We start from the raw sequence: 26,014 nt of genomic DNA, 5'->3' as shown, positions 1-26,014 counted from the left end.
TGCCGCCAGCGCTACGAAAAACGAACCAGTCGCGCAAGACGCAAACAAACCGCGCCCGGCTACTCTTCCGCGTCGTGCTCGATGACAAAGCGCCTCAGATAAGCGAGCACCGCGGCTTCGACCGCGCGGTGATCGGCGGTGCTCTTCGAGCCCGCATTCTCCTCATCGCCGAACAGAGTGGATGGCGCATTGTGCACATCCACCTCCTGGCCTTCGCGAAACACGCGAATCTCGTGAACGTCTTCCGCGTATTCGGCGACCCAGTGCACGCCTTCGATATGCGCACCTGCGCGAACGGTAGGTATCTTCATGGACGTCTCCCGTCGGGCCGGACTACGGCGCCAACCCTTCCTAACACCATACGCCGTCCCGCTGACGGGCGCGAGTCCCGCCAGGCGTTTTTGCCGGAGTTTGGCGGCGATTCGCGCGCTGGCGTGAATTTATAGCGGCTGCCGGGGGCCCGCGGCAATTCCGTGCCGAGGCGTGAAAAGACGCGGACCCGCCCGGCGCACTGTGCTTCGCGGTGAAGCTCACGCGTGCCGGACCGCTCCGGCATAGCTGTTGCTGCATCACAGAGGCCACAGTCAAACTGGAGAACCGTCATGCCCGAACAGAAAACCCTCAAGCGCGCCGCAGCCGACAAGCGTGCCGGCAAGTCAGCGAGTACTCAGGCAGGAGAGTTCGTCAAGGAGCAGGTCGACAAGGTGCGTGCCGGCAAGCACGGCGTCAGGTCGGCGAAGCAGGCGATCGCGATCGGCCTGTCGGAGGCGCGCCGCGCGGGCGTCGCCGTGAAGTCCCCGAAGAAGGGCACGACGAGCGAAGCGACGCGCAAGAAAGCAGAGAAGGACAGCGCCGCCGGACAGCACAAGAGCACCGCGCGAAAGAGCGCGAGCACGGAGTCGACGGCGAAACGCTCGCGAGCTTCGAGCAATGCGCTGAAGCGCGAGAGCAGCGCCGGTGCGTCGCCCTCGGCGATGTCGAAGCAGGCGAAGTCGGCGGCCGCCAGGCGCCCGGCGGCCAGCCGCTCGGCGGCGGCGAAGAAGGCCGCCGCGACGAAGGGTGCGGCGGGTCGCTCTGCGGCGGCAAAAAAGGCGGCCCAGACGCGGGCGTCGCGCACGCATCACTGATGCTTGCCGGCATGGGTGCGCCGCGTGCGTGCCCTCCGGCAAACCTGCGTGCCGCAGCTCCCAAAAGAAAAGCGGCGCATGCAAATGCATACGCCGCTTTCATTCCTGCCCTGCTGGGCGGTCGTTACTGGACGGTATCCAGCACCTCGCCCACAGTCTTGAAGATGTGCGCGATCTGCTCTTCGTTGATGATGAGCGGCGGCGAGAACGCGAGGATGTCGCCCGTGAAGCGCACCAGCACGCCGGCCTCGAAGCACTTGACGAACGCTTCATAAGCCCGCGCGCCGGGCGCGCCGTCGCGCGATTCGAGTTCGATGCCCGCGATCATGCCGAGGTTGCGCACGTCCTTCACGTGCTTCGCGCCGCGCAGCGAATGGGCCGCGGCTTCGAACGTCGGGGCCAGCGTGGCCGCGCGCTCGAACAGGCCTTCGCGGCGATACAGATCGAGCGTCGCCACCGCGGCGGCGGCCGCTGCCGGGTGCGCCGAATACGTGTAGCCGTGGAACAACTCGATCGCGCCTTGCGCGCCGCTGTTGACGATCGTGTCGTGGATCGTGCGGCTGGCCGCGACCGCGCCCATCGGGATCGACGCGTTGTTGATCGCCTTCGCCATCGTGATGAGATCCGGCGTCACGCCGAAGTATTCGCTCGCGGTCGCCTTGCCGACTCGACCGAAACCGGTGATCACTTCGTCGAAAATCAGCAGGATGCCGTGCTTCGTGCAGATTTCGCGCAGCTTCTGCAGATAGCCTTGCGGCGGAATCAGCACGCCCGTCGAGCCGGCCACCGGTTCGACGATCACAGCGGCGATCGTCGACGCGTCGTGCAGCGTGACGATGCGCTCGAGTTCGTCAGCCAGATGCGCGCCCCACGCGGGCTGGCCCTTCGAGAACGCGTTGTGTTCGAGGTTGTGCGTGTGCGGCAGATGATCGACCGCCGGTAAGAGCGCGCCGGAGAAGGCCTTGCGATTGGGCGCGATGCCGCCGACCGAGATGCCGCCGAAGCCCACGCCGTGATAGCCGCGCTCGCGGCCGATCAGCCGGGTGCGCTGCCCTTCGCCGCGCGAGCGATGGTACGCGAGCGCGATCTTCAGCGCGGTGTCGACCGATTCGGAACCGGAGTTCGTGAAGAAGATGCGGTCGAGACCGGCCGGCATCAGCTCGGCGACTTTGGTGGCCGCTTCGAAGGCGAGCGGGTGTCCCATCTGGAAGGTCGGCGCGAAGTCGAGCGTCGAAAGTTGCTGGGTGATCGCGGCAACGATTTCTTCGCGGCCGTGGCCGGCGTTCACGCACCACAGACCCGCGCAGCCGTCGAGCAACTCGCGCCCGTCCGTGCTGCGGTAGTACATGCCCTTGGCCGATTCCAGCAGGCGCGGCGCGGCCTTGAACTGACGGTTGGCGGTGAAGGGCATCCAGAAAGACGACAGGTCATCGATGACGGGGCGCGAAGTCATGACTATCTCCTCGAAGTGGTGGGGCGTCCCCCAAGGGGACTTCTGTTGGGCGTGACGAAACTGTAGCGTTCGCGGTTTAATGGCGGCATAAACAGTTGACGTAGTGTGGCGCTAACTGTGCTGGTGGATTGGCGCCAACTGTGTCGATGGATGCGACGCGCCGTCTGGTGCTGATCAGCGCCGATTCGTGTTGCGCTCCTGGCCGCTCGCTGCCGACTTCATTTTTTTCCCGGATTTTGCCGTGACCATGATCGAACTGGAACTTGAGCGCGACCGCCGCGCCGCTCCTACGCTCGTCGAGCAGGTGGTGCAAGGCTTCGCGCGCGCCATCGAGGCGCAGACGCTGCGCGCGGGCGCGCTGCTGCCATCGGTGCGGCAACTCGCGCACAGCCATGAACTGAGCACCTTCACCGTGACCGAGGCATATAACCGGCTGGTGTCGATGGGCCTCGTGGTCGCGCGACGCGGCTCCGGCTACCGCGTGGCCGCGCGCGCTCCGTCCCCGCGCGCCGCCGTCACCGAGTGGCAGCCGCCCAGCCTCACCGCGACCTGGCTGCTGTCCGACGTGTTCGCCGACCATTCGGTGCCGATCAAGGCGGGCGGCGGCTGGCTGCCGAACGAGTGGATCAACGAGACCGGCTTGCAGCACGCGTTGCGCGCAACCAGCCGGGTGCCGGCCGCGCGCCTGGGCGACTATGGACATCCGTACGGGTTCGCGCCGCTGCGCGAGCGGATCGCCGAGCAACTCGACCGGCGCGGCTTGCCCGTCGACGTCTCCAATGTCCTGCTCACGCAGGGCGCGACCCAGGGGTTGGATCTGATCGTGCGCACGCTGCTGCGCGCGGGCGATGTCGTGATCGTCGAGGACCCCGGCTACTGCAACCTGCTGCAGATTCTCAAGCTGGCGGGACTCGTCGTGCATGGCGTGCCGCGCACGCCGGCGGGCGTCGATACGGACGTGCTCGAAGCGCTCGTCGCGGAGCACAAGCCGAAGGCGATCTTCGTCAACACCACGCTGCAGAATCCGACCGGCGCGACCTTCGGCATGTCGGCGGCGTTCCGCTTGCTGCAGATCGCCGAGCGTCAGCGCATGTGGGTGATCGAGGACGACGTGAGCCGCGAACTCGCGCCGCCCGGCGCGCCGCTGTTCGCCGCGATGGAAGGCTTGCAGCGCGTGCTGTACGTCGGCGGCTTTTCGAAGACGGTGACGCCCGGGCTGCGCTGCGGCTACGTGGTCGCCGAGCAGGCGGTGTTGCGCGAACTGGCGCGCACGAAGATGGCGGTGGGCTTGACGTCGTCGGAGGCGATCGAGCGGATCGTCGACAAGGTGTTGCTCGAAGGGCGCTACGCGCGCCACGTCGACGAGGTGAACGAGCGACTGAAACTCGCGCACGCGACCGTTGAAGAACGGCTCGATGCGCTTGGCCTCGAAGTGTTTCACCGGCCGCGCGCCGGACTCTTTCTGTGGGCGCGTTTGCCGGTCGAAGCCGAGCGGGCCGGCGAAGTGGCGACCGCGGCGCTCACGCACGGCATCTGGCTCGCGCCGGGTTCGTACTTCCGCGCCGACGACGCGCCGAGCGCATGGTTCCGCTTCAACGCCCCGTACTCGACCGACGACGCGCTGTGGCGCTTCATCGAGCGAGTCGGGCAGGGCGCGCTCTAGGTTTGCCTGTTCAGGTGGCGAGCCCGAGCAGCCGCATCGCGATCGGATACAGCGAGAACACGAGCAGCAGCGCCATCGCCACATTGAAGATGCGCAAGCGCTTCGGGTCCGACAGCACCTGGCGCATCGCGGTGCCGAAGCCGGCCCACAGACAGATGCACGGAAAGCCGATCACGTAGAAGATCACCGCCATCGCGACGGCGTTCATGCTGTAGCTCTCGCTGAGGTGGATGGTCGTGGCGGCGGTCAGCACCATCATCCATGCCTTCGGATTGACCCACTGGAACGCGATGGCTTCATGAAAGCGCATGGGCCGGCGCTCGCCTTTTTTCACCTTCAATTCGCCCGAGGTGCCGATTTTCCATGCGAGATACAGCAGATACGCCACGCTCGCGACTTCGAGCACCGTGTAGAGCACGGGGAAATGGACGAAGGCTTCGCCGAGACCGATGCCGACCGACAACATCAACAGCACGACCCCGAGGCTGATGCCGGAAAGATGCGGCAGCGTGCGGCGAAAGCCGAAGTTCACGCCCGAGGCGAGCAGCATGGTGTTGTTCGGACCCGGCGTGATGGTGGTGACGAGCGCGAACAGAATGCCGGCCGGCAGCGCGCTGAGAGTGAGGTAAGACATGATGGCTCCGGGGTCGGCGGGAAGACAGTGGAGCCTATTCTAGCGAGGGTGGCCGGTACAGTACCGGTACGGTTCTGGGGATGATGGCCGGTACGGGCTTGGCGGGTGGGCGTTCCGCGGTTCTAAATGCTCCCGTAAAACGACAGTAATAGTGAGATTCGCGACACTATTAGTGAGGCTGGGGACGCCAGGCCGGCTTTATGTCAGCATGCCTCTCCTCGCCGAACTCGTCGTAAGACGACACTAATAGTGAGATCGGCGCCACGATTAACGAGATTTCCGACACCATAAATGAGATTGGATGAGAAAGAGTCTCGGGGCTATGGCGATTGATGCCGCAGGAAGCTAGACGGTGTGGGGAGACGGGAGACTAGGCGGGATGCTGGACTGGAGCTAAGGCAGTTCCGAAGCGCTGCAGTCGCGCAATCGTGATGGCAAATCGGATGGGTGAGGGACTGCGAAGAGCGACAGGCGCAAACGTGGCGATCGGGTTGCTCGTCCTGGAACGGGCGCGCTGATGGCTGGCCTCGACGCGTGGGCGGTGCCCGAATCTGCGCCAAGGATATCGATGACGATCGTCGGCGCGCCGCAGTGGAAACGGATGAAGGCGGGTCGCCTTTCGGTGGCGGTTGCCTCATTCGCAGCAACTGCGCAACTGACCTCTCATCCACCGCCAGAGTCGGGCCGGCGCCCCATACCGGGCGAGCGGTTTCTGTTTATCGGCCATTGCGGTCGTTGGTTCATCAACGCGTCAACGGCCGGTATAAGTTCCTCAGCTGACAACGGTCGACCAATCCGGCCGGACGGCCGCTTTGACCGTCGCAGAGCGGCAGTGCAGCCCCGAAACAGACGGCCAGCCGCTATTGGAGGACCGTTCCGCATCCGAACCAATATGAGTTCTTGGGATTCGCCCGGAAACATCGAACCGACGCCCTTCAACTGTGGCAGACTAACTTGTTACAGTTCTGACCTGCCGACGCGGATGACGCACTTTCTCCACTTGGCGTGGCAACCGGCTCGACGGCGGAGACCAGCAGTCGAACCTGACTTATGAGGTCGGTGCAGTCGTGGTTAGCACCTTCGAGGTCTTGGGAAAGGACGGCGACCATGCCTTCGTCAGGACATGGCAGGTAAAGGTCGACGGCACGCGAACTTCCGTGCTATCCAAGTGGTCCACCGGCGAGCCTCCGACGGCTGCCGGCCAGGATCGCCTGTCCCACGAATACGCCTTAAAGGACCAGCTGGATAGTGCATGGGCGGTGCGGCCGCTGGAGCTCGTGCGTCAAGGCGATCGGACCGTCCTGGTATTCGAGGACCCAGGCGGTGAGCCACTCGAGCGGCTGCTGGGCACGCCGTTCGAAACGGACCGATTCGTGCGGCTGGCGGTCAGCATTGCCGCGGCGCTCGGCGAAGTCCATCTGCACGGCCTTGTCCACAAGGACGTCAAGCCGGCCCATATCCTTGTCGACGAATCAACCGGATCAGTGCGGCTCACGGGGTTTGGCCTCGCCACACTCCTGCCGCGCGAGCGCCAATCGCCCGCACCGCCCGAGACCATTGCCGGCACGCTCGCCTACATGGCGCCGGAGCAGACTGGCCGGATGAATCGCTCAATCGATGCGCGCAGCGACCTTTACTCGCTCGGCATCACGTTCTACCAGATGCTCACTGGCTCGCTGCCGTTTTCTGCATCTGAGCCGATGGAGTGGATCCATTGCCATATTGCGCGAAAGCCAGTACCACCGGGCGAGCGGGTTAAGCGCGTTCCGGCGCAAGTCTCGCGCATCGTCATGAAGCTGCTCGCCAAGACGGCCGAGGAACGCTATCAAACGGCGGTTGGCCTCCAGCATGATCTTCGCCGTTGTTTGGCTGCATGGGAAGCGGTTCGCCAGGTCAATCCATTTCCGCTGGGCGAACGCGACATCCCCGACCGGCTGCTGATCCCCGAAAAGCTGTATGGGAGAGAGCGCGAAATCGCGACCTTGCTCACCGCCTTCGATCGTGTTGTCGACGAAGGTACCCCGGCGTTGGTGCTGGTTTCCGGCTATTCCGGTGTCGGCAAGTCCTCCGTCGTCAATGAACTGCATAAGGTGCTCGTGCCGCGCCGCGGGCTCTTCGCATCAGGCAAGTTCGACCAGTACAAACGAAATATCCCTTATGCGACGCTGGCTCAGGCCTTCCGGAGCCTTGTCTCACAGATTCTCGGCAAGAGCGACACGGAGATGGGCCAATGGCGCGCCGCATTACAGGAGGCGCTGGGTCCGAATGGCCAGCTCATCGTCTCTCTCGTCCCCCAGCTGGCTCTCATCATCGGTGAGCCGCCACCGCCCCCTGACCTTCCGCTACAGGACCAGCAGGCCCGGTTCCAGATGGTATTCCGGCGTTTCCTCTGCGTGTTTGCCAGGCCGGAGCACCCTCTAACGCTGTTCCTCGATGATCTGCAGTGGATGGACCCGGCAACCCTTGATTTGATCGAGCATCTGATTGCGCACCCGGACGTGCGCCACTTGCTGCTGGTCGGGGCCTACCGTGACAACGAGGTCGGTCCCGCGCACCCGCTAGCGCGAACGCTGGCGAGACTCCGCGGCGCCGGCGGGCGGGTGCGGGAGATCGTGCTGGCGGCCCTCCGTCCGGAGGATGTGGCGAGGCTGCTGGCGGATGCGCTGCACATGGAGCCAGGGCGCGTACGACCATTGGCTGAACTGATGTTCGAGAAGACGGCTGGCAATCCCTTCTTTACGATCCAGTTCCTGCTCGCCCTGGCCGAGCAGGAACTACTGACATTCGATTCCGGCATGGCGGCCTGGACGTGGGACCTGCCCCACATCCGCCTCAAGGGATTCACCGACAACGTCGCGGATCTCATGGCGGCGAAGCTGCGCCGCCTGCCCCGAGCGACTCGGAAAGCCCTGGGACAGCTGGCCTGCCTGGGGAATGTCGCAAACGCGGACACACTCGCTCTGGTGCACGCGGAGGGCGAGGAGGCGACGCGCGCAGCGCTGTGGGACGCCGTGCGTTCCGGCCTCGTCGTGCGCTCGGATCGCACCTATACATTCCTTCACGACCGTATCCGGGAGGCGGCGTATGAGCTCATCCGAGAAGGCGCGCGGGCGATGGCGCATCTCCGGATTGGCCGCGTTCTCGCGACCCGGACGCCCGCGGAGGACCTCGAGGAAAACATCTTCGATATTGTGAACCAGTTCGCACGCGGCGCGGCACTGATCAACACGCAGGAGGAGCGTGAACAGGTCGCCCAGCTCAACCTTATGGCTGGCAAGCGTGCCAAGGGGGCAACCGCTTATGATGCGGCCCTGCAGTATTTCACCGCCGGCCGCGCGTTGCTGGCAGAGACCGGATGGGAACAGTGCTACCGGTTCACCTTCGACCTCGAGCTCAGTTGCGGCGAGTGCGAATATCTGATCGGAGAGTCCGCATCGGCGGAAGAACGGCTCGCCATGCTTTCGATTCGCGCACAGACCACGGTTGATGCTGCGGCTGTCACCTGCTTGCGCATTAATCTCTACACTACCTTGGACCAGAGTGACAGCGCTGTCGAGGTCGGTGTGGAGTATCTCCGCCGGGTTGACGACCGGTGGTCGCCGCACCCAATGGCGGAGAACGTTCGCCAGGCCTACGATCGATTATGGCAACAGTTGGGGGAGGGCTCGATCGAAGCACTGCTTGACCTGCCGCTGATGAGAGATCCAGAGCGATGCGCGACCATGGATGTGCTCACGGTGCTCACTTCGCCGGCCTTGTTCACCGACTTGAATCTGTTCAGGCTTGTCGTCAGTCAGATGGCGACCCTCAGCCTGGAGCATGGCAACACCGACGGATCATGCCTCGCCTATGCATGGCTGGGCGGCGTCCTGGGGACGTACTTCGGCGAATATCATGCCGGGTTCCGCTTCGGCAGGCTTGGCCTGGACCTGGTGGAGAAGCGTGGGCTGGAGCGTTTCAGGGCTCGCGTCTACCTGGTCTTCGCCGTCCATGTTGCTCACTGGACTCAGCCCTTGCAGACGTCTCTCGCCTTCCTGAGGCGTGCGTTTGAGGCGGCGCTGGAAGCCGGTGACCTGTCTTATGCAGCGTATAGCTGCATCGACGTGATCACAAACCGGATTGCCACCGGAGATTCGCTTAGCGACGTCGAGCGAGAGGCCGAGCATGGGCTCGAATTTGCGCGGAAAGTAGGGTTTGGTCTTGTGTGTGACTGCATCACTGGGCAGCTCAGGCTCATCCGGATGCTCCGTGGACAGACACCGGACTTCACCTCCTTCAATGACGCGGAGTTCGACGAGCACCGCTTCGAGCAACGCCTGGAAAACAATCCCCAGCTGGCCATTGGCGCGTCCTACTATTGGATTCGCAGGCTGCAAGCGAGCATCTACGGCAGCGACGAGGCATCTGCCATGGCGGCTGTATCGAAAGCGGCTCCGCTGCTTTGGACGACTCCGACCCAATTTGAATCGGCTGAATACCATTTCTATGGGGCACTTGCCTGGGCGGCGCATTGCGATTTGAACGGGGCAGAGCAGCGACCTCAGCACCTGGAGGCGCTGGCAAGTCATCACAAGCAGCTCGCGGTCTGGGCAAAGAACTGTCCCGCAACGTTCGCGAACCGCGAGGCATTGGTTGCCGCCGAGATTGCACGGCTCGAAGGCCGGGATCCGGACGCGATACGCCTCTATGAAGAAGCCATCAGACTGGCGCGTTCGGATGGTTTCATCCAGAACGAGGCCTTGGCCCACGAACGCGCCGCAAGGTTTTGTACGGCGCGCGGCTTTCCGACGATGGCTGACGCGTTTCTGCGAAACGCCCGGCGTTGCTACCTGAGCTGGGGCGCCGATGGGAAGGTGCGGCAACTTGATCAGCTCCATCCCCAACTGAGCGAGAAAGAGCCTGCAGCCGGGCCGACGAGCACGATCCGGGCACCGGTCGAACATCTGGATCTCGCGACCGTGCTCAAAGTGTCGCAAGCCGTCTCAGGCGAGATCCTGCTGGACAAGCTGCTCGACACGCTCATGCGTACGGCTATCGAGCATGCTGGAGCCGAACGAGGCCTGTTGATTCTTTCACACGGGATTGAGCAGCGAATCGCGGCGGAAGCCATAACGAGTGGCGATACAATTGTCGTACGGCTGCGCGACCAGGCCTTGAGCGCAACGGCGCTGTCCGAGGCGATCGTCCAGACTGTCCTTCGCACGCAGGAGGCCATGATCCTCGACGACGCCGCGGCCGAACCCGCATTTGCCGCGGATCCTTACATCCGGCAGCGGCACGCCCGGTCCATCCTCTGCCTGCCCCTGGTCAACCAGAGCAAGCTCATCGGCGTGCTCTACCTCGAAAACAACCTGGCTGCGCGTGTGTTCACGCCGACCCGGATCTCGGTGCTGCGGCTGGTTGCCTCTCAGGCGGCGATCGCGCTGGAGAACACCCGTCTGTACCACGACCTCGCGGAGCGCGAAGCGAAGATTCAGCGCCTGGTCGATGCCAACATCATCGGGATCTTCTTCTGGGACCTTGAAGGTCTCATTCTCGGGGCCAATGACGCGTTTCTCCAGATCGTGGGATACGACCGCGAGGATCTCGTCGCGGGTCGCCTGCGCTGGACTCAACTGACGCCCCCAGAGTGGCGCGATCGGCATGAACGCAGGTGGACTCCAGAACTCAAGATGACTGGGCGCGTGGCACCCTATGAGAAGGAGTACTTCCGGAAAGACGGCAGTCGTGTGCCCGTGTTCGTCGGCTCGACGAGCTTTGATGAAGCCCGCAACCAGGGTGTCGCCTTCGTCCTCGATCTGACCGAGCGCAAGCGGGCCGAAGAGGCCCTGCGCGTGGTGCAGATGGAATTGGCGCACGCGAACCGTGTCGCCACCATGGGGCAACTCACGGCCTCGATTGCCCATGAAGTCAAGCAGCCCATCGCCGCGACGGTCGGCAACGCCGAGGCGGCGATACGCTGGCTCGGCCATCGACCGCCGGATCTGGATGAAGTGCGCGACGCGCTTTTGCGCATCGTCAAGGAGGGTCGGCGCGCGAGCGAGGTCATTAGCCGGATCCGTGCCCTTGTCGAGAAGGCGCCGCCTCTGACGGATTGTCTGGACATCAACGAGGCGATCCGCGAGGTGATTGAACTCACCCGTGGCGAAACCGTGAAGAACGATGTCACGGTGCGCACGGACCTCGCGGATGGTTTAGCGCTCATTCACGGCGACCGGGTCCAGCTGCAACAGGTGCTCCTGAATCTGATCATCAATGCCGTCGAGGCCATGACCGAAGTCAGCGAGGGAGCGCGAGAGCTATTGATCAGGACCGGGGAAGTCGAGGCGGGCTACGTGCTCGTTGCGGTTCGAGATTCGGGCCCGGGCCTGGACCCGAAGCATGTGGAACGCCTGTTCGAGACCTTCTACACGACCAAGGCCAGCGGGATGGGCATGGGCCTGACGATTTGCCGTTCGATCATCGAGGCTCACGGGGGGCGGCTGTGGGCCTCCACGAATGAACCACGGGGTGCCGCCTTTCACTTCACCCTGCCTGTAGGACGGGACGAGGTCGTTCGCACCGAGCACCACCGGCCAGATGCTGCGGTATGACGTTGAGGGTCCGGAGAGCGAGCCCGGTCCGTTGTTCTTGGCGACCGTCAACGTGACTCGTGTGATCGCCTCTTCGGACTGTCGGCTTGGATCGATGGTGTTCGAAAGGGTTTCCCCCTGAAAGTCATGATCAAGCAGGCGCTAGTTGTACGAGGTACCGAAGCTGTTCAACGGCTACCTGGTTCGTCGTGCTGCCGCACCGGAAGCGTGCCCAGCATGACCGGCGCGTTTGCCAGCAGGAGTGAAGGGAAACGTGTTGCCTGCCGCTCGACGGCGGGCAAAGCGGCCGTTCATCGAGATTGCTCGACCGTCGTCGGGTGAGGAACCTATACCGGCCGTTGACGCGTTGATGAACCAACGACCGCAATGGCCGATGACTTGTCGGCCGGGAAGCGGGTGGAATGACCGTTGGGCCCAGGGAAGCGACCGTCGCGGTAATGCCAATAGCAGGGGGTGAGGGCGGTTTGAACAACGGCCCGAAACGCTTCTATCTGTTTGAACTTCATCCGACAACCTCGGAGCCAAGCGCGGCCGCCGCTCGCCTTCGACGGCGCAAACCCCGCAATGCCGCAGCGTTTGCGCGCCGTAAATTCCGGCTGTTCTGAAAGTTCCCGCAGTCGCTATTCTGCGCTGACCTGCGCAAGCGCCGCGATCAAGTCGCCGAAACGTTCGCCTTGCACGAGGATATGGCCTCTAAGCGCGGCGGCAGCAGCGTCACCGTCGCCAGCCGCCAACGCATCCACGACCGCCTGATGTTCGTCGAACGACGCGGCGACGCGTCCTTTCACGCGCAACTGCAAGCGCCGGTAGGGGCGCAGAAGTTTATGCAGCGCCTTCGCCTCGTCATGCAGGAAGCTGTTGTGGCTGCCCTGATAGATCAGGCAGTGAAAGCGCTCGTTCAGGTGGTAGTACTCGTCAGGACTGTCGGAGTCGCGTGCGGCCTGACATGCGACATGCGCTTCGCGCAGCGTCTCCAGCTCCTGCTTGCTCATGCGCCGCGCGGCAAGACGGCTGCACATCGCCTCGAGTTCAGCCATGACCTCAAACATTTCGATCAGCCGGTGCAGGCTGATCTTCGCGACCACCGCACCGTGGCGCGGCCTCATCTCGACCATTCCGGCCGCGGCCAGCTGAAGCAGCGCTTCGCGCACCGGCGTTCTCGATACCTCGAAACGCGCGATCAGCTCCGCTTCGTCAAGCCGTGCGCCGGGCGGCAGATCGCCTGTTGCAATAGCTTCCTCGATGGATTCACGAAGCCGGTCTGCAAGTGTGAGCCTGTTTGTCATGTCTGGACTCTGCAAGGAACCGAATGACCACAACACCGAGCTTTATCGTACGCGCGAATCATGTCATGGATGTACGCGTAAACCATAGTTGAGAATACGGTCAGGCGACTTATAAATATTCATATCAGTTATAAATATAAAAAGTGGTCCTTACAAAATATATACAGAATAACGAGGCACAACGCAACGCACCACAACGACGATCCGCTCATTTCATACGCCCGAATTTTCCCTTGACCGTTATTCGGAGGCCAGACCATGAAGGTGCAGTCAGTAGCTGTATCGGTGGGAGTGGGTATGGGGATCGCGCTGCTTGGCGGCTGCGGACATGGCGACAACATTTCCCCGCCCGCGCCCGCTCCTGTGTCGCATGGCGCAGGCTTCATCAAGAGCTTCCAGGTCATTTCGAGTGCGCCCGCTTTCAGCGGAGCTACGCCGGCAGGCGCGGCGGGACCTTACCAGGTCATCACCGCGGTCGTGCATGGCGAGCTCGATCCGAACGATCCGCTCAATGCGGGCATCGTGAACATCAAGAACGCGCCGGTCGGCAGCGACGGTTACGTCGCCTATTCGACCGACGTCGTGATCCTGCGCCCGCAGAGCGCATCGACCGCCAAACGCGTGCTGTTCTACGACGTCGTGAATCGCGGCAGCAAGATCGGCGCGGCGTCGTTCGTCGGCGGCGGCGCGCTGGATACCGGTGCGGCGCCGTCGTCGAGTTTTCCGTCGTTGCTACGTAATGGCTACACGATCCTGTGGAGCGGCTGGCAAGGCGACATTCCGGTCACGGGCAACAGTACAACCGCCGGCGCCGGGCTGCTCGGCGTGAACTTTCCGGTGGCGACCAACAAGGACGGCTCGCCGATGACCGGCTTGAGCCGCGAGGAGTTCATTCCGGACTATGCAGGCGGTCCGCCGACCACCATTCCGCTGACCTACGCGCCGGCCAATCTGTCCGACAAGTCATCGGTCACGTTCACCGCGCGTCAGTCGTGGCTTACCGCGTATGGCAGCATTCCGGGCGGCTTCGAAACCTACACGGCGCCTTCGCAGCCAGTGACGACCTGGAGCTATGTCAGTACTCCGAATAATGTCTATGAGGGCAATTATTCGGTGACGTTCACGCCGCCCGCCACCGTGCCTGGGCCGAACGGCACGCAGGTTCCTCCCGATGCGGGGACCATCTACAGCTTCGTCTATCAGGCAGCGGCGCCGACCGTCGACGGCATCGGCTTTGCCGCATTGCGCGACCTTGTTTCGTTCCTTCGCTACGAGAACGCTGACGCGCAAGGCGCGGCGAATCCGTTGAACGATCTGAAGAGCGCCGGATGCGTCGCGTCGACGTGCTCGACCAGCACGAACTTCGATATCGCGATCGGCGAAGGCATTTCGCAATCGGGCCGCTTCATCAAGGACTTCCTCTATCAGGGCTTCAACGAGGACAAGAACGGCAAGATCGTGTTCGATGGCCTGTTCCCGATCATCTCGGCGGGCCGCCGCACCTGGACCAATGCGGCGTTCGCCCAGCCGGGGCGTTGGTCGAAGCAGCATGAAGACCACTTCATGCCTGGCTTCCAGTTCCCGTTCACGTACGCGACGACGACCGACCCGGTGAGCGGCGCCACTGACGGCATCCTGAAACGGTGCACGACGAGCAACACGTGCCCGAAGATCATGCAGCTCGACGGCTCGTTCGAATGGTGGGGCGGCGCCGCGTCGCTCGTCGTCACCGACGGCCGCGGCAACGACATCCAGCTGCCGGCCAATGTCCGCTACTACCTCGTCGCGGGAACCCAGCATGGGGGCGGCAGCGGTGTGACGACCGGCAACTTCACGGTGCCCGCGGCGGGAAGCCAGTGCCAGTTGCCGGGCTCACCGGTCGAAGAAACGCCGGTTGAACGCGCGCTGATTCCGGAACTCGTCAACTGGGTTGGCAAGGGCACGCTGCCGCCTCCGTCGCAATACCCGACGGTCGCGGCCGGCACGCTGGTCGCGCCGACCCAGACCGCGCTCGGTTTCCCGTCGCTGACCAACGTCACAGTGCCAAGCGGCCCCGCCGCGACGCCGACCTCGCTGCAACTGACGTTCAACGGCGAATACAACCAGTTGTTCGTGACCGACTACAGCAATGCTGTCCCGGTGGTCAATACGGCGCAGGCCTATACGATCCTCGTGCCGAAGGTCGATGCGAACGGCAACGAGACGTCTGGTGTACTGGTGCCTGACGTCAGCGCGCCGCTCGCGACTTACACCGGCTGGAATTATCGCGGCGCGGGGCATGCGATCGGTGACGGCTGTATTTCGAACGGCGCGGCGATCCCGTTCGCGGTGAACGCCGCCGCGCAGGCGGGCGGTACGGATTCACGCACGACGCTCGACTCGCGATACGGTGGCAGCCGCTCGAAGTATCAGGCGGCGGTCGCAGCCGCGGCGAACGCGCTCGTCACTCAAGGCTATCTGTTGCAGGACGACGCCACCAACGTGTTCATCGCGAATGCGAGCAGCGTGTCCGCGACGTTGTTGCCGCAGCCGTGAATCACACTCGTCGCATGCCGGGGGGGGCGATCCCGATGAGGGGGGCAGCGAAACGGGCAGTCGCAGCGCTGCTCGCCGGCGGCGTGATCGGCGGATGCGGAGGGGGCGGAGGCGATGGCGGCAGCGCTGCGAGCACGCCGACGGCTGGCCCTCCGCCGCCCGCCTCGCAGAATGCCACGGTCTATCAGAACAGCCTGACGCTCGGCAGCACGAGTGCGGTTTCGCTGTCGGTCGTTGCCGGGACGTCGACCACCAATGCAATGCTGGTGAGTCCAGTGGCCGCGCCGCTGCTGAGCCCGGGCAACAACCCGCTGCTCTCGACGCATCTGGCGGCCAACGTGCCGGGCGCCGGTATTGCGTGCGTGTCGGCGGTTTCGAACAGTATCGGCACGGTAACGGGTGTCAACGCGGGCGTCGATGTGAAGAGCGTGGCGGTGCTGCTCGACAACGGCTGGAGCGTCTCGGCTGCACCGTTTGCGGACTGGGCCGCGTTCAGCGCGAGCGGCGCTGTGTTCAACGGCTGGGAAAACTGCGGCGCAAAGGCGGAGGGCGCGCCATCGCCTTCTTCAACGTTGAACGTCAACGCGGACGGCAGCTTCTCCGACAATGTATTCGACGGCAATCCATCCACCACAGTCACGACGATTAACCAGAGCTTTACCGCGGCGCAAGCCGCGTCGCTATTGTCCGACGCCGGCTATCTCGACAGCAGTCAGTCACCTGTTCCGCAGACCATCCGGCTGAAGCTTTTTCACAATGCCGCGCAGCAAACGGTGCTGGTTGAAGAGGGCATCCCTGTGAGCGGCGCGACGGACCAGAATCCCGGCTTCATCGCTATCTACTTCCAGCGGTGATCCGATTGGCGGGAGAGTGGCGATCTGGGCTCGGGCCACAACCGTCCGTTCAACGAGCGGAGAAACCTGCCGCTGGAACGGCTCTACGAGTCCGGAATTTGACGGCCGGGTTACGTGCACAATTCGGCCATTGCGGACGTTCGACGGGGCTAACTGTGACGTCAGCAATATGGCGGATTGCCGACGTTAACGGCTTCGCGCAGCCGCACGGCCACTTCCTGCATTTGCCAACTCATAGTTTCGACCCCTTGCACTCATTCGGGCTTTGGCTGTCGAGGTTTGTTTCGCGGCGGTCCTCGACAAAGATCCGCGGGTAGTTCACCTTCGATCATTCGATAGCCACTCGGCGCTTCTTGTTCAATGGCCAGTATCATGGAGGGGCCGAAGGCGAGCTCATTCATGTCCGAAAATATCAAGAACACCGCAATCACTGCCGCTGGCTACATCTAAAAAAAAGCGGCGGGGCCTCAGAGTCCTGTGCGACTGGCTTGACGCGCCGTCTCGCTACACCCGAGTGAAGTTTGAATGTGACGACGAGACGGTTGCGCCGACGGGGCTAGATGACATCGTCGTCGAGCGTGCAGACGGGCTGCTCGACCTTCATCAGGTCAAGTTCACGCCAGCCCCAGACGCTCATCCGCTCTGCTGGGATTGGATGCTCGAAAAAACTGGCAAGACGGCGCGATCGCGGTCGTTGCTGCGCAAATGGTTCGACGCCTTTAAGGCACTGGATCCCCCCCGGCTGGCGAGCTCACGTTGACGACCAACCGCCGGCCGGATGCCAATATCGAAGCTTGCCTTGAGGCGGGCAAGATTTCGTTCGCCAAGATCCCGGAGCCGAAGCGTTCTGAGGTCATCGCCGAACTTGGTGGCAAGCAAGACTGTGAGGCGTTTTTCAGCCAGCGGCAAATTCTTCACAGCGACAAAGGGTTCGAAACGCTCGAGCAAGGGGTCGATGCGCGACTTCGCAGGCATGGCACTCTGGAAGGCATTGCCACTCTCAAGAGCGCAGCGTTGAACTGGGCGACGCGGAAGAACTTCCCGCCCTCGGACGGTTGGATCGCGCTGGAACAGGTCCGCACCGTCCTGCGGTCAACGCCACCAACGCCCTTGCCCGAGGACTTCGTGGTCCCCTTGGGCTACGAGGTCCCCGACGAGACATTCCATCGGGAGTTCGTCCAAGACGCGATGGCCGCCACCGGGGCGGCCATCGTGCTCACTGGGCCGCCTGGCCGTGGAAAGAGCACCTACCTGAGCGCACTGTGCGACACGCTGGCCGAGTTGGGCATTCCGACGGTCCGCCACCACTACTTTCTTTCCACAACAGAGCGAGGGCGTGATCGGGTCAACAGCTATGTGGTCGAGCAATCCATCGAGGCGCAGGTCAAGCGGTTTCATCCCGATGCCTGCGCGCCATCTGGCAACCTGCGCACGCCCCTGGAAGCGTGCGCTTCACACTACAAGGCACTGGGCAAGCCACCCTCCTGTCGGATCTGGTTTATCGGCCATGGTCTCTGGAAAGCAACCGCATCAGCCGGCGCGATCTGAGCGTCTTCATTCCCACCTTGGACGTCGCGTCGTCTGGCGGCAAAGCGGGGCCATCTCTACCCAAGCCAAGGCGTTGCTCGAGCTTTTCCATTCCCGGAAACGTTCGTCCTTGTCATTCCGCCGCCCAGCGTTGCTCACTCAAAAATCCACAATTGCAACAAAACCAACATTTTTCACTTGACGACGTGTTTTTGTCTTGTGGAAATGACAGCACTGCACAACCGAAACGGACCTCGATTTTTCCTATGTCAAGTCATAAGAATGCGTGTGCCGTGCCAACTGTCCTCGATGCTGCCGAGCAGATTCGCGCCAACACGCTGACGCCGGCTGAATTGCTGGAGGCGAGCCTCGACGCGATTGAAACCCTCAATCCCACATTGAATGCATTCGGCGACGTGTATCAGGACGCGGCCCGCGCAAACGCCGAAGGCTTGACCCGCGAAGCCGCAGCCGGCGGTTTACGTGGGCCGCTGCACGGCATCCCGTTCGGCGTCAAGGATCTCTTTTCAACCGCGAACCTGCGCACCACGCGCGGCTCGCTCACCTCGCTCGATTACGTTCCAGATGAAGACGCGCCGATCATCGAGCGACTGAAGGCGGCGGGCGCGATCATCATCGGCAAGACCGCCACCACCGAATTCGGCTGGACCGGTGCCAGCTATTCGCGCGTGTTCGGGCATGGCCGCAACCCCTGGAATCCGCAACTGACGAGCGGTGGCTCCAGTTCAGGGTCGGCAATCGCGGTTGCCGCCCGCATGGTGCCCGCCACGCTGGGTTCCGACGGTGGCGGCTCGGTGCGCATCCCCGGTTCTTTTTGCGGTGTATTCGCGTTGAAGGGGACGCTGGGGCGCATCCCCACATGGCCGTGGTCCGCCACCGAAATGCTCAGCCACGCTGGCCCCATCACGCGTACGGTGCGCGATAGTGCGCTGCTGTTCGATATTCTCTCGGGACCGGATCCGCGCGATCATCAGGCTCTACCCGCCCCTACCGAATCGTTTCTAGCGCGTTGTGACCGGCCGTTGCAGCCGCTTCGGATCGCCTATTGCCCGACCCTGTTTGACGTGAGCGTCGATGCGGCGATCGCAAAAGCGGTCGACGATGCCGTCAATCTGATCGCCGATGCGCTTCCGGTCACCATTGAACGCAAGGTGCTGGCGTGGCAAGACCCGCTGGCCGTATTCGAAACCTTATGGGTTGGCGGCCGCGGCAATGTCTATGGAAAATCGCTTAGGGACAAGCTGGATCATCTCGATCCCGGGTTTGCGGCGCTCATTGAGCGCTCCCGCGATTGCACGCTCGCGAGCTATCTGAGCGCCGTGCAACAACGCGCGGCCTTCGCGAATCAGGTGCATGCGCTATTTGCGCGCTACGACCTACTGATTACGCCGACACTTCCTATCCTGCCGTTCGCTGCCGAAAAGACGGGCCCCGAGGACGCCCCCGATGCGGACGACAGCGGCGTGCCGTGGGCACGCTGGACACCGTTTACGTACCCGTTCAACCTCTCGGGCAATCCGGCCGCGAGCATCCCGTGCGGCTGGAGCGAGGGTGGGTTGCCAATTGGCATGCAAGTGATCGGGCCGCGCTTTGCAGACGCGGACGTCCTGCAATTCTGCGCAGCCTTCGAGGCCCTGTTGCCATGGGACGACCGTCTGCCGCAGATCGCCATCGGCACACACCGTGCCGAGGAGTCCTGACCGTATGCTCAATCAACCCCGGCTCGACGAAATTATGCGGCTTCTGAGCCAGCAGCAGCGCGTCAAGTCCATCGATCTCGCGAACTCTTTTGGCGTCTCCGAAGAAACCATCCGCCGCGATTTCAAGTTTCTCGAGGGCCTCGGGAAATTGCGCCGCGTGCACGGTGGCGCGATCCTTCCCCGTCTCAACGAAGAGCAGCCGCTTCAGGTTCGCAATCGCATCAAGACGCAGGCGAAAGTGGCGCTTGCCGCCTGCGCAACGCAGCTCGTACAGGACGGCATGGCGGTATTTCTCGATACCGGCACCACTACGCTTGCGCTCGCGCAACGGCTCACCGAGTTCAGCAAACTGCGGGTCGTCACCAATTCGCTCGATATCGCCCAGCTTATCGCGCATCACAGTGACAACGACGTGGTGGTCACGCCCGGAGATCTGCGCCGCAACGACAACGCACTGATCGGGCCGCATACGCTCCAATTTGCCCGCCAGTTTCATTACGACATTGCCTTCATGGGCATCGGCGGAATCGATCTGGAGCTCGGTCTGATGGACTATGAAGAATCGGAAGCCTTGCTGCGCCGCACGCTTGTAAGACATTGCGTGCGCAGCGTGATCCTCGCGGACGATGGAAAATTCGGTCACCGAACTTTCGTCAATACACTGCCCTTTAGCGCGATTTCCACGCTCGTCACCAATCGCGCCCTATCGAACGATTTTGCTGCCCGGATGGAACATGACCGAGTCGACGTACTTCACCCCTGAACTGGCCGCGCCTAGCGAAGAGGATTTCGCCGAGTTCACCTCGCTCTTCGCGCGGACCTCGTCAATCGGCGCAACGCCGGCTGGCGGCCTGCATCGCCTCGCGGCGTCCGTCGAAGACGGCCGCGTGCGCGATTTGTTCCGTCTCTGGCTGACCGAGCGGGGATTCGATGTACACGTCGACCCAGTTGGCAATATTTTTGGCCTGTTAACCTTCGATCCAGAAGCGCCCTACGTCGTGTCCGGATCGCACCTCGATAGCCAGCCGAACGCGGGGCGCTTCGACGGGGTCTACGGTGTCGTGACCGCAGCAGTTGCGGCGGCGAGCGTTGCGCGCCATTTGAGGGCACGCGGCGAAGGACCTGTACGTAATCTGTGTGTGGTGGATTGGACCAATGAGGAAGGCGCGCGCTTCCAGCCAAGCCTCACCGGCAGCAGCGTATTTACAGGGGCGATGCCGCTTGAGGCTGCGCTTGAGTGCCGCGACGAACTGGGCATTTCGTTGCGCGCGGCGCTCCAGGAAATTGGTTACCGCGGCGACTGGGCGCCGGACATCCGCGTGGCCGCCTATCTGGAAACGCACGTGGAACAGGCATCGACACTCGAATCCGCGGGAATGGCGATCGGTGTGGTCCGCGAAACGTGGGCGGCGCTGAAGTGGCGTGTGCGGTTCGATGGCGAGCAGAATCACACCGGTCCGACGCCGATGGCGCAACGGCGCGATGCACTGCTTGCCGCCGCCCATGCAATCGTCGCCGTCCATGCCGAGGCGCAACGGCATGGACTGCAAATGCATAGCTCGGTCGGGCGTATGGACATTTACCCGAACTCGCCGAACGTGGTGCCGTCGCGAGCAACGTTGCTGATCGAATTTCGCTCGCGGTCCGTTGAATTGCTTCAGGATGCGGCTGAACGCTTCGATCAGACGCTCCGGCGAATTGCCGCCGCCACCGGGACGCACTTCGAAGTGGAGGACAAACAGTTGCGCTCACCGCTTCAGCTGCATAAGGGTCTCTCCGATCTCGCTTACGAAACGAGCGTGCTACTCGGGCTGCCTGTAGCGAATAGCGTGACCGTTGCAGGTCATGACGCAATCAGTATGAGCCGGGTTCATCCCACCTGCCTCGTCTTTGTACCGAGCGAGAACGGGCTCTCGCACAACGAGGCGGAATACACATCGGAGCGGGATTTGCATCACGGCTTGCGGCTGCTGACCGCAGTGCTTTACCGGCTCTGTACTCAACCCGCTGACCTCAGTTAAGGATTCGTTTGTGGACACCAACACTGCCGAGTCAAATCGACTGCTCGAGGCGCTCCGCGAAGGAGACTTTGATGGTGCGCCGACGCTTGACGATGGCGTGGCTGGCGTTGCATCGCCGATGCGGCTCGCCACGGAATGGGCCGGCTTTCGGGTTCACGTGGGTCACAACGAATACTACGCAAAAGTGCTGCACGAAGATGTGCGACCGCTGATCGACGTTCGCAAGAGCGCAGATGCGAGCCGGTGCGCAGCAGAGACCGGTGTTGCGCCGCGTGTCCGGGTGGTCGATGTCACGCGCGGCGTGCTGCTGTTTGACGCACTGCCGGCGTCCGGATGGCGCTGGGCACGGGTCGACGATCTGATGCCGCCGCAACGTTTGCCGGCTTTGTGGGCGCTGAAGAAAGCGGTTCATCAAGGGCCAAAGCCGGACTTCTCGCGTTCGCTCACCGGCGAGTTGCGGCTCTTGCGTAATCTGTGCCGGCAGGCCGAAGTTGCGCTTCCGTCCGGGGCGCCATGGATCGACGAGTGCGTGGACCAGGCGTGCGAGACACTGCACGCTGCACAAACCGACAGCGTGCCGGTTCATGGCGACGGCGCCGCTAGCAACGTGATGATCGACGCGGATGGGCAGATGAAGCTGATCGATTTCGATCGCGGCGGCTGTTTCGATCCCTGGTACGACGTGGCGGTCACGTTAAATGAGTTGTACCCGTTCGAGGAAGACTGGCGCGCAGGTATCGCCGCGTGGGCCGGGCACTGCGAGGAACGCGATTACGCGCGCTGCCGCCTGTATGCGCTCGTCGATGACTGGCTTTGGACCCTGTCGGCGAGCTGGTCGGGCGCCACGTCAGCGCGCCCGCTCGAATTTACGAAGTTGGGACAATGGACCTATTTGCGTTGCCGCCAAAGCGTGCAAGACCCGCGCTTCGAAGGCTGGCTGCGTCAACTGCGAGGGGTTGCGGCATGAAGAGGCTGGGCGAAGCGGACAACGCGCAGGAACAACAGATCGAGGCGGCGATTCACGCTATCGACGCTTGGCGGGGCATGAAGATCGACTACGCACCGGTGGGTGGCGGAATTTCCAACACGAACTGGAAAGTGCGCGTGGACGGGGAACCTACCGCATATTTCTTCAAGGTGCCGGGCCGAGGGACCGAGATGTTCATCGATCGCCGGACCGCTCATGACGCCAGCGTGAAGGCCGCGCAAACTGGCTATGGCGCGCCGGTCTTTGCCTTCATTGAAGAGCTGGGCGTCGAGGTGTTTGAATTCATGGAGGGCTGGCGAGCGTCGTCCAACCGGGACTTTCTGGACCGCGATGTACGCCATAACGCGTTGCATGCGCTTAAGGCATTCAACACGCAGCCGCTACTCAGTCAGACAAAGACAGTGTTCGACATGATCGACGAACACCAGAGTCAGGTCAGTACCTTGAACGGCATGACGCCGCCGGATCATGCATGGCTCTGCAAGCAGTATGAGCGCGCTCGCGCGGCGCTGTCCGCTTCAGGCATGGATCTGAGGCCGTGCATGAACGACACGCTCGCCGGGAACTTCATGTTGAACGACGAACGGGCAATCCGGCTTGTCGACTTTGAGTATGCGTCGAACAACGATCCACACTATGAAGTGGGACTATGGTTCGGCGAAATGTTCTTTACGCCTGAAATGGAACTCGCGTTGATCGAGGACTACTTCGGTGAGGTGAGCGCGAAGACGGTAGCGCGCGTCACAATCAACAAGGCGCTGGCAGACCTTAAGTGGTCCACGTGGGCCATGGTTCAGCGCGCGGTCTCAAGGATCGACTTCGATTTCTACAAATACGGCGCCTGGAAGCACATGCGCGCCCGCTCGATCATGCACGATCCTCGCTGGGAAACCTGGCTGAGGCAGGTCTGAGCTGGAAATGCGGTCGCAAGATGAATCGGTTTGCCGTAAATCAGACGTTAGTTAGCCGTTAGGTTGCATTCCTCGATCGAACTTTGAATTCACGGAATCGGAAAATCATGAATGATAAGGCATCCAAATTAATGTGCATATGGAGGTGGAATCCATGAAGGCAGATAGCGGTACCTTTCCTCGACCCGTCCGCTCGGTCGTATTTGGGTTGTATTTTCTCCTCTTGCTGGCGATGGCGCTGTTTCCGCCGTTTTATCTCAGCGTGAGCGGTGAGCAAACGCTGATCGCCGGAATTCCATTGCCGATCTTCTACTGGATGAGTAACGCCGTTCTGGCAGGGCTCGGCGTCTGGGCGCTCTACGTCGTCGAAAGCATCAATGGTGAATTACCCGAAGAGGGAGAAGCGAAATGATCAAGTCTGCTACCGGTAGCGATCTCTACGTGACCTTCGGGATGATCGGCCTCTTTCTTGCCATGATGATCGCAGTGCTTTACGCGACGAATCGCAAGAGCACCAGCTTCTCGGATTACGCCGTCGGTGGCCGCTCCTATGGACCGTGGTTTGTCGCCATGAGCTACACCAATTCCTGGTGGCCGGGTTCGACGTTCACCGCGTTCTTCGCGTTGTCGGTTGGCGGCGTGCTCGGCTTTTACGGCATGGTGTACTCCACGCTCGGCGTAACCGCGATGTACCTGATGGCGAATCGCGCATGGACGTGGGGGCGCCGATTCAACCTGACGACGCAGCCCGATCTGCTGGGTATGCGCTACAACAGCCCGGCGGTCAAACGGATCGCTTCGATCATCGGCATCATCTCGGTGTTTCCGTGGGTCGTGATGGGCATTCAGGCGCTGGCTACGCTGTTCCAGTTCGCAAGCTTCGGCCAATGGGGCGTCACGACGTGCCTGATTGCAGGCGTCGCCGTGGTCCTGATCCGTCAGTACTGGACGGTGAGCATGGGGATGCGCGGGCTGATCATGACCGACATGTACCAGGGCCTGATCGCCTATGTATTGTGTGCGGCGCTGTGCGTGTTTCTGCTGCTGGGCGCGCATGCCTCCTTTTCGAACCTGTCGCAGTTACCGGAAAAAATGCTGATCATCCCGGGTGCAATGCACTCCACGTATGGTCCGTGGTACATGTTCAGTCTGATTTTCACCGGTGTAATCGGTTCGATGTGCTGGCCCATGAGCTTCCAGCGCATCTACACGGCAAGCGGCGTGCGGGCCGTGAAGAAAGGCACACTGCTGACTATGCTGCTGGTGGGAGGCTTTTACGGCATCCTGATGCTGTTCGCGGCAGCAGTGAGCCATGATCCGAACGTGGCGGCAAATCCCCAGCATGGCTGGTTCGTAGCACTCTCCGACATCGGCGGTCCGTGGCTGCTTGCGATCTCGATTGTCATCGTGCTGGCGGCGAGCATCGGCCACGTGGATGGCTGCGTTCAGGTGTGCGGCACCCAGTTTGCGAACGATCTTGCCACGTGGAACCGGCCGCGCACCGATCGTCAGCTGACGGTGCTCGCTAAAACCGGCATGATCGTGTTCATCGTCGCGGCTGCGGTGCTTGCTTATCTGACCTTCAACTACAGCCGGCTGCAGTTGCTTGCGCAGATTTCGTATCAGGGGATCATCCAGCTCGCGGTGCCGCTTTTCTTTGGCATCTTCATGAGTCGCGGCAACAAGCAAGGTGCGATTGCCGGCATGCTGGTGGGCATCGTTATTGCAATTGTCCTCACCAGCCTCTATCCGGACGACATTCCCTGGCTCGGTTCGCTGACGAGCGGCATCGTCGGCCTGTTCGCCAATCTCGTGGTGTTTGTCGCGTGTGCCTATGCGATCAAGCCGTCCACCGCGGAATCGGCACGCGTCGAAGCGCTGTTCGAATCGGCGGGAGCGGTCAAAGCTCCGGTACAGCCTATGGGTCCTATTACTACCTGACCGCCCTCCGGGTTCAGTAACGTGTTTAACCAACGGGCGCCTGAGTTCAGGCGCCCCTCTTTAGCGGAAAGGAAGCAGGCAATGGCGTTGGCAATTTTCGATCTCGACGAAACACTCATCAACGGCGACTGCGCGAGTCTCTGGAGCAGTCGGATGGGTTTGCTTGGATGGGTCGATCCTGAAGCGTTCATGCGCGAGAACGATGCATTGATGAATGCGTATAGCGAAGGCCGGCTGGCGATGGAAGATTACATGACCTTCAGCCTCGCGCCGATGAAAGGACGCAGACGAAGCGAAGTCGCGCCGCTGGTCGAGAGGTTCATTGATGAAGTCATCGAACCGCTGATTTATGACGACGCGCGCGAGGCCGTCGAACAGCACCGGAAGGCAAATGACCGGGTGCTGGTCATTTCAGCGTCCGGCGATCATCTGGCGCGCCCCATTGCGGCGCGGCTCGGCATTGCGGACGTGCTCGCCATTGACCTGGATATCTTCGATGGTTGTTACACCGGTCAGACGCGGGGCGTGTTAACCTACCGCGAAGGCAAAGTTGTGCGCCTCGAAGACTGGATGCGCGATCATCAGGAGAGCTTCGCGGGTTCCAGCTTCTATTCGGATTCACGCAACGATCTGCCGCTGTTGAGCAAAGTGGAGCGCGCGCGGGCCGTCAATCCTGATCCCGCGCTATTGCGGCACGCCGTTGAGGCAGCGTGGCCTGTGCTGATGTGGCGCTGATTGCGCTGCTCCGCTGGCGCCGCTA

Annotated in this window: 19 protein-coding genes; 15 read left to right on the top strand and 4 right to left on the bottom strand. The window is 62.4% G+C overall.

The window, feature by feature from the left end:
* Nucleotides 1-59: 59 nt before the first annotated feature.
* Nucleotides 60-311: a hypothetical protein gene (locus tag P0D89_RS13950; RefSeq protein ID WP_042326185.1), complete on the bottom strand. Its 252-nt coding sequence runs from the start codon at nucleotides 309-311 to the stop codon at nucleotides 60-62.
* A 291-nt stretch (nucleotides 312-602) separates the two neighbouring features.
* Between P0D89_RS13950 and P0D89_RS13945 the strand changes: the two genes are divergently transcribed.
* Nucleotides 603-1,127, top strand: a complete 525-nt coding sequence (locus P0D89_RS13945; protein WP_408358482.1) for a DUF6496 domain-containing protein — start codon at nucleotides 603-605, stop codon at nucleotides 1,125-1,127.
* Between the two features lie 124 nt (nucleotides 1,128-1,251).
* Here P0D89_RS13945 and aptA read toward each other — a convergent pair whose 3' ends face one another.
* Nucleotides 1,252-2,580, bottom strand: coding sequence for an omega-aminotransferase AptA (aptA, locus tag P0D89_RS13940; RefSeq protein WP_408358481.1), 1,329 nt, complete (start codon nucleotides 2,578-2,580; stop codon nucleotides 1,252-1,254).
* A 247-nt stretch (nucleotides 2,581-2,827) separates the two neighbouring features.
* Here aptA and P0D89_RS13935 point away from each other — a divergent pair, with 247 nt between their 5' ends.
* Nucleotides 2,828-4,243, top strand: coding sequence for an aminotransferase-like domain-containing protein (locus P0D89_RS13935; RefSeq protein WP_408358552.1), 1,416 nt, complete (start codon nucleotides 2,828-2,830; stop codon nucleotides 4,241-4,243).
* A gap of 10 nt (nucleotides 4,244-4,253) precedes the next feature.
* Here the strand turns inward: P0D89_RS13935 and P0D89_RS13930 are convergent, their stop codons facing one another.
* Nucleotides 4,254-4,877: a LysE family translocator gene (locus P0D89_RS13930; protein ID WP_408358480.1), complete on the bottom strand. Its 624-nt coding sequence runs from the start codon at nucleotides 4,875-4,877 to the stop codon at nucleotides 4,254-4,256.
* A gap of 1,067 nt (nucleotides 4,878-5,944) precedes the next feature.
* Here P0D89_RS13930 and P0D89_RS13925 point away from each other — a divergent pair.
* The gene (locus P0D89_RS13925; RefSeq protein WP_408358479.1) at nucleotides 5,945-11,470 is read left to right on the top strand and encodes an AAA family ATPase; all 5,526 of its coding nucleotides are present in this window, start codon (nucleotides 5,945-5,947) and stop codon (nucleotides 11,468-11,470) included.
* A gap of 620 nt (nucleotides 11,471-12,090) precedes the next feature.
* Here P0D89_RS13925 and P0D89_RS13920 read toward each other — a convergent pair.
* Nucleotides 12,091-12,756, bottom strand: coding sequence for a GntR family transcriptional regulator (locus P0D89_RS13920; RefSeq protein ID WP_408358478.1), 666 nt, complete (start codon nucleotides 12,754-12,756; stop codon nucleotides 12,091-12,093).
* Between the two features lie 258 nt (nucleotides 12,757-13,014).
* On the opposite strand from P0D89_RS13920, the gene P0D89_RS13915 reads away from it, so the two are divergent.
* The 12 genes from P0D89_RS13915 (at nucleotide 13,015) to P0D89_RS13860 (ending at nucleotide 25,989) form a co-directional block, all read left to right on the top strand.
* A complete protein-coding gene (locus P0D89_RS13915; RefSeq protein ID WP_408358477.1) occupies nucleotides 13,015-15,291 on the top strand; it encodes an alpha/beta hydrolase domain-containing protein in 2,277 nt (758 codons plus the stop codon).
* 35 nt (nucleotides 15,292-15,326) lie between these two features.
* Complete coding sequence (locus P0D89_RS13910; protein ID WP_408358476.1) at nucleotides 15,327-16,145, top strand: hypothetical protein; 819 nt, start codon at nucleotides 15,327-15,329, stop codon at nucleotides 16,143-16,145.
* A gap of 514 nt (nucleotides 16,146-16,659) precedes the next feature.
* Complete coding sequence (locus P0D89_RS13905; RefSeq protein WP_408358475.1) at nucleotides 16,660-16,905, top strand: hypothetical protein; 246 nt, start codon at nucleotides 16,660-16,662, stop codon at nucleotides 16,903-16,905.
* Entirely contained in the window at nucleotides 16,902-17,693 is a 792-nt protein-coding gene (locus tag P0D89_RS13900) for a hypothetical protein (RefSeq protein ID WP_408358474.1), read from the top strand. The genes P0D89_RS13905 and P0D89_RS13900 overlap by 4 nt, the downstream gene beginning before the upstream one ends.
* Before the next feature lie 17 nt (nucleotides 17,694-17,710).
* Nucleotides 17,711-19,393, top strand: a complete 1,683-nt coding sequence (locus P0D89_RS13895; RefSeq protein WP_408358473.1) for an amidase — start codon at nucleotides 17,711-17,713, stop codon at nucleotides 19,391-19,393.
* On the top strand, nucleotides 19,284-20,156 hold the full coding sequence (locus P0D89_RS13890) for a DeoR/GlpR family DNA-binding transcription regulator (protein ID WP_408376781.1): 873 nt from the start codon (nucleotides 19,284-19,286) through the stop codon (nucleotides 20,154-20,156). Before P0D89_RS13895 ends, P0D89_RS13890 begins: the two co-directional genes overlap by 110 nt.
* The gene (locus P0D89_RS13885; RefSeq protein WP_408358471.1) at nucleotides 20,128-21,414 is read left to right on the top strand and encodes a Zn-dependent hydrolase; all 1,287 of its coding nucleotides are present in this window, start codon (nucleotides 20,128-20,130) and stop codon (nucleotides 21,412-21,414) included. Before P0D89_RS13890 ends, P0D89_RS13885 begins: the two co-directional genes overlap by 29 nt.
* Before the next feature lie 10 nt (nucleotides 21,415-21,424).
* Nucleotides 21,425-22,381 (top strand): phosphotransferase, encoded by a 957-nt coding sequence (locus P0D89_RS13880; protein ID WP_408358470.1) that lies wholly within the window; start codon nucleotides 21,425-21,427, stop codon nucleotides 22,379-22,381.
* A complete protein-coding gene (locus P0D89_RS13875; protein ID WP_408358469.1) occupies nucleotides 22,378-23,313 on the top strand; it encodes a phosphotransferase in 936 nt (311 codons plus the stop codon). Before P0D89_RS13880 ends, P0D89_RS13875 begins: the two co-directional genes overlap by 4 nt.
* Before the next feature lie 154 nt (nucleotides 23,314-23,467).
* Complete coding sequence (locus P0D89_RS13870) at nucleotides 23,468-23,725, top strand: hypothetical protein (protein WP_408358468.1); 258 nt, start codon at nucleotides 23,468-23,470, stop codon at nucleotides 23,723-23,725.
* Nucleotides 23,722-25,254 carry a sodium:solute symporter family protein gene (locus tag P0D89_RS13865; RefSeq protein ID WP_408358467.1) on the top strand — a complete coding sequence of 511 codons (1,533 nt, stop codon included), beginning with the start codon at nucleotides 23,722-23,724 and terminating at the stop codon, nucleotides 25,252-25,254. Before P0D89_RS13870 ends, P0D89_RS13865 begins: the two co-directional genes overlap by 4 nt.
* 81 nt (nucleotides 25,255-25,335) lie before the next feature.
* A complete protein-coding gene (locus P0D89_RS13860; protein ID WP_408358466.1) occupies nucleotides 25,336-25,989 on the top strand; it encodes an HAD family hydrolase in 654 nt (217 codons plus the stop codon).
* Nucleotides 25,990-26,014: the final 25 nt, after the last annotated feature.

Source organism: Paraburkholderia sp. RL18-085-BIA-A (assembly GCF_046027075.1).
Lineage (GTDB): Bacteria > Pseudomonadota > Gammaproteobacteria > Burkholderiales > Burkholderiaceae > Paraburkholderia.
This window is presented reverse-complemented; position numbering and strand designations above follow the sequence as displayed.